The sequence below is a fragment of the Hoylesella timonensis S9-PR14 genome, from assembly GCF_000762405.1.
Lineage (GTDB): Bacteria > Bacteroidota > Bacteroidia > Bacteroidales > Bacteroidaceae > Prevotella > Prevotella timonensis_A.
In genome coordinates this window covers 1-3618 of record NZ_JRPQ01000204.1, presented here as the reverse complement: position 1 = coordinate 3618, position 3618 = coordinate 1, and the positions used below count along the sequence as shown (strand labels likewise).

At 37.5% G+C, this 3618-nt stretch carries 8 protein-coding genes; all 8 read left to right on the top strand.

All coding sequences use genetic code 11. The features are described 5' to 3' along the window. Nucleotides 1–143 precede the first annotated feature (143 nt). The 8 genes from HMPREF9304_RS14205 to HMPREF9304_RS11635 all read left to right on the top strand — a co-directional run bounded on the left by HMPREF9304_RS14205 (nucleotide 144) and on the right by HMPREF9304_RS11635 (nucleotide 3465). Complete coding sequence (locus tag HMPREF9304_RS14205; protein ID WP_081953713.1) at nucleotides 144–449, top strand: HNH endonuclease; 306 nt, start codon at nucleotides 144–146, stop codon at nucleotides 447–449. A 189-nt stretch (nucleotides 450–638) separates the two neighbouring features. Then, nucleotides 639–773 (top strand): hypothetical protein, encoded by a 135-nt coding sequence (locus tag HMPREF9304_RS15195; protein ID WP_262502976.1) that lies wholly within the window; start codon nucleotides 639–641, stop codon nucleotides 771–773. A 276-nt stretch (nucleotides 774–1049) separates the two neighbouring features. Continuing rightward, nucleotides 1050–1292 carry a hypothetical protein gene (locus tag HMPREF9304_RS11660; RefSeq protein ID WP_036929363.1) on the top strand — a complete coding sequence of 81 codons (243 nt, stop codon included), beginning with the start codon at nucleotides 1050–1052 and terminating at the stop codon, nucleotides 1290–1292. Next, complete coding sequence (locus tag HMPREF9304_RS11655; RefSeq protein ID WP_036929362.1) at nucleotides 1289–1600, top strand: hypothetical protein; 312 nt, start codon at nucleotides 1289–1291, stop codon at nucleotides 1598–1600. The genes HMPREF9304_RS11660 and HMPREF9304_RS11655 overlap by 4 nt, the downstream gene beginning before the upstream one ends. Before the next feature lie 22 nt (nucleotides 1601–1622). Beyond that, nucleotides 1623–1850 carry a hypothetical protein gene (locus HMPREF9304_RS11650; protein WP_052046148.1) on the top strand — a complete coding sequence of 76 codons (228 nt, stop codon included), beginning with the start codon at nucleotides 1623–1625 and terminating at the stop codon, nucleotides 1848–1850. A 17-nt stretch (nucleotides 1851–1867) separates the two neighbouring features. Further along, the gene (locus HMPREF9304_RS11645; protein WP_036929360.1) at nucleotides 1868–2155 is read left to right on the top strand and encodes a hypothetical protein; all 288 of its coding nucleotides are present in this window, start codon (nucleotides 1868–1870) and stop codon (nucleotides 2153–2155) included. A gap of 31 nt (nucleotides 2156–2186) precedes the next feature. Then, nucleotides 2187–2459, top strand: a complete 273-nt coding sequence (locus tag HMPREF9304_RS11640; protein ID WP_156104819.1) for a hypothetical protein — start codon at nucleotides 2187–2189, stop codon at nucleotides 2457–2459. Nucleotides 2460–2685: 226 nt separating this feature from the next. Then, nucleotides 2686–3465 carry a ParA family protein gene (locus HMPREF9304_RS11635; protein ID WP_036929354.1) on the top strand — a complete coding sequence of 260 codons (780 nt, stop codon included), beginning with the start codon at nucleotides 2686–2688 and terminating at the stop codon, nucleotides 3463–3465. Nucleotides 3466–3618 lie beyond the last annotated feature (153 nt).

The following is a 3618-nucleotide window of genomic DNA, read 5'->3' as shown; positions in this document are numbered from 1 at the left end:
GCGATGACCAATACATTTCCAAGAAAGAAGCCCGGAAAATAGCAGAGGATGTCTGTAAAGAAATGTTTAACATAAAAGAAAACAAATTTTTACCGGACAGCAATAAATAAAAATAGTAAATAACGATAAATAGGAGAAATGATATGCCCATCAAACCCGAAAATAAATTACGCTACCCGAGTAACTGGAAGCAGATTAGAACTTCCATTCTTGAACGTGCGCACAATTGCTGTGAGTTCTGTGGCGTGGAAAACCATACCTATCGCTACAACGAGCGCACGAAACATATGGCAAGGATTGTCTTGACGATAGCTCACCTTGACCATACTCCAGAGCATTGCAGCCCTGAAAATCTCCGTGCTTTATGCCAACGGTGTCACAATCGTTATGATGCAGAACATCGGAAAGAAACACGAAGTAATAATAAGAAAAGGATAAACAATCAATAACAATTATGTTTGTTTGAAAAACCTGTGCAAGTAATATTAGGCATAAATAACTAATTACAAAATAATATAAGGTAATTATTTTGCTAAACGGGATTATTTATATATCTTTGCAAGCGTATAGCTGTATATATTACTATATGTATATAAGTTAATAACGAAACTCGATTGAATAGAAAAAAAGAAGGAACTATGACACGAGAAAATCTGTTTTTAAGACTAAAGGAAGAGGGAATAATCTTCAACGAAGACATGATCACGGAAGTTTTCGATTATATGAGAGAGAACTTGTACGGTGACGAGGTTCTTGACGTGATTGCTGATTAATAATAAGTATATGAGCAAAAGAAAAGATATGCAACACATTTTCAATGCAGATGTAGACAAGAGTAGTTCTTAGCATTAACCTATTGACTGGGAACTGCGAAGATAAGAGACAGCAAAGGATATTCTACCTTTTACCGCTACGTCTACTAAGGAAATTCTTTGGCAAGGTAGAGGTCTTGGTGAAGAAGTAAACGATATAACAGTACAGGAGTATTGTGCGAAACATGCAATATTTTACGCTGATGCACTAATTGAAGAACTTATAAAGCAACAATCATGACAAAATTAAGAAAAGCAATAAAGAAAGCGGAAATCACTGCGAATGAATTACGTTGTTGTTTGCAAAAAATAGGGACGCATTTAATTTTTAGTGGTTTTGAAGATGACGAGCCTATCGTATCAATAGGTGGTGGCGATGAGATTTTTATTGTTTACAGAGGAAGTGAAATAAGCATCGATAATGTCATATTTCTCATGGAAAATCACGGATTTATAACGAAAGAGGATTTTATATTATGACAACTCAAAAAGAAATAGATAATACTTTTATTGCTACATTAGAAAGCATCATAGGAGTTTGTGAAAAAACAACGTCAGGCAATGTTTCTCATAATGTTGCAACGATTAAGTGCAAATGCAGAGATATGCTGCAATTCTACAAGAAATTCCCTGCTAACTCTTGGCACGAAATATCAAGGGACAAAATCCCTAATGATGTAGATATACTTATACGTTTTGAAGACGGAAGTATAAAGAGGTATGATGAGGAATTGCCCGAATTGCTTGTTACGCACTGGTGCGAAATACCACAATTTAAGGAGAAGTAAAATAACCAATAAAAGTTGATATATGAAGACAATAAAGGATTTAACAGTAAGGGTTAAATACACGGTAGGCTTAGGCAATGTGGAAGTTAGTGACGAAGTGTACGAAGCTCTGCAAAACTTAGCAGACCGTGGAGAAATGAACTGCGACTTTGTGGACGATAAGCAGGTAGGAACAGCCTTCGAGTGGCTTTCCGACCATATTCATGAAGACGATGCCATTGATTGGAATTATGAGGTTGATGTGGAATAGAGGCTGAAAGGAGAAACATGGAAACAGTAGAAAATGAAAAAGGATTTCGAGTCCTGAAGATTGACAGAACGGAACTATTAAGCAAGACAGCACGTTTTGGAGCTGTTGGTGTCTGCGACCGTTGTGGTCATACACCGCATACAGGCTATTATGTCGCCGTATTGAATTACTGGCTATGTCCAGCCTGTTTCAGGAACTGGTATCAAGATGCAGAGCATTACGAGGAAGATTTAGCCTATGAAGAGAAGAAGTATCGTTCCTATCGGAAACTCTTTACGTCAGCCGATCAGGAAGAACAAGAATGAACCAATAAAAATACTCCATATAAAAAATGCCATGAAAGGAAGAATTGCTATAAAAATATTCAGAAAAATGAGGTTGGAACCAGTATTATACCCAGGTTATAATATTGGTCAGTTAAAACGTGCTGCCCATCGTCTATTTGGTGGAAAAGGAGTCTTTAATGACAGCCAGGAAGCAGAGTCCTTTTATACATCGTTTGCAGACTCCCTGATCAATTATGATCCGTTTCCGTCACAGGGTAGTTGGAGAATTATGAAAGGTTTTATCAAAAAGTCAAATTGGAAGGACTTGGGGTTGAACATATAACACAGAATCATCATCCAATGATATGTATATTTGATGTGAAGCGAATAACAAGTCAAAAAATGGCTTTTTACAAAAGAATTAACACGAAAAGTAAGGTAAAACAAAATTAATTACTTATCTTTGCAGTTGTATATACGTATATACGTCTATACATATATACGACAATACATATATACGAAAATATGGCAATAAGCATAGATGAAAATGAACATAAAATAATAAAGACATGCAACATCAAGCAACCATCATTTCATTTGCCAACCATAAAGGAGGGGTTGGCAAGACTACTACAACAGCCAGTGTAGGCTCTATTCTTGCCTCCTTAGGTAAAAAAATATTATTAGTAGACATGGATGCGCAAAGCAATCTTACTTCCTCCCTATTAAAGGGAGAGCAAGTTGACAGAACCATCTACGATGCCCTTACCGCTTCTTGCAGAGGAGAATCCTACCGATTATCTATTTTCCCTATTGCAGAGAATCTTGACATCGTTCCCTCTTCCCTGCGTCTTGCTTCCGCTGACCTTGAGCTTGCCTCCGTCATGGCCAGAGAACATATCCTTACAGATATACTACAAGAGAAGATAGCGGAATACGACTACATTTTAATTGATTGTCCTCCGTCTTTAGGATTACTCACACTTAACGCTGTTACCGCATCAGATTTAGTTGTTATACCTCTCCTTGCGGAGGTGCTGCCCTTCCAAGGATTAACAATGATTAGCGACTTTATCAGAATGGTAAAGCAGAAACTAAATCCAAAGATCGAGATTGCAGGTATTTTGCTTACTCGTTGGGAAAAGTCCAATTTGAGCAAACAGATAGAAACTGGACTTAGAGCCAAGTTNGGAGATAANGTATTTATNACAAAGATANGAAAGAACATCAAGGTCGCNGAAGCTCCATTGGAAGCCATCAATATCGTNGACTATGANCCAAAGAGCAATGGAGCAGTTGATTACAGAGCGTTCGCAGAGGAACTATTAAGCAAAACGGAAATAAAATAAGCCAGAATACAATGAAAAAGACAATCGATCCCGATGCAATGAGTAATCTCTTAGATGGTCTTACTTCAGGAAGGCCTTCANTCGGAAATACCCCATATCCAAGCCCAGCAACGTCTGTTTTTTCAAAGGAGGAGTCAACTCCAAAGACAACAA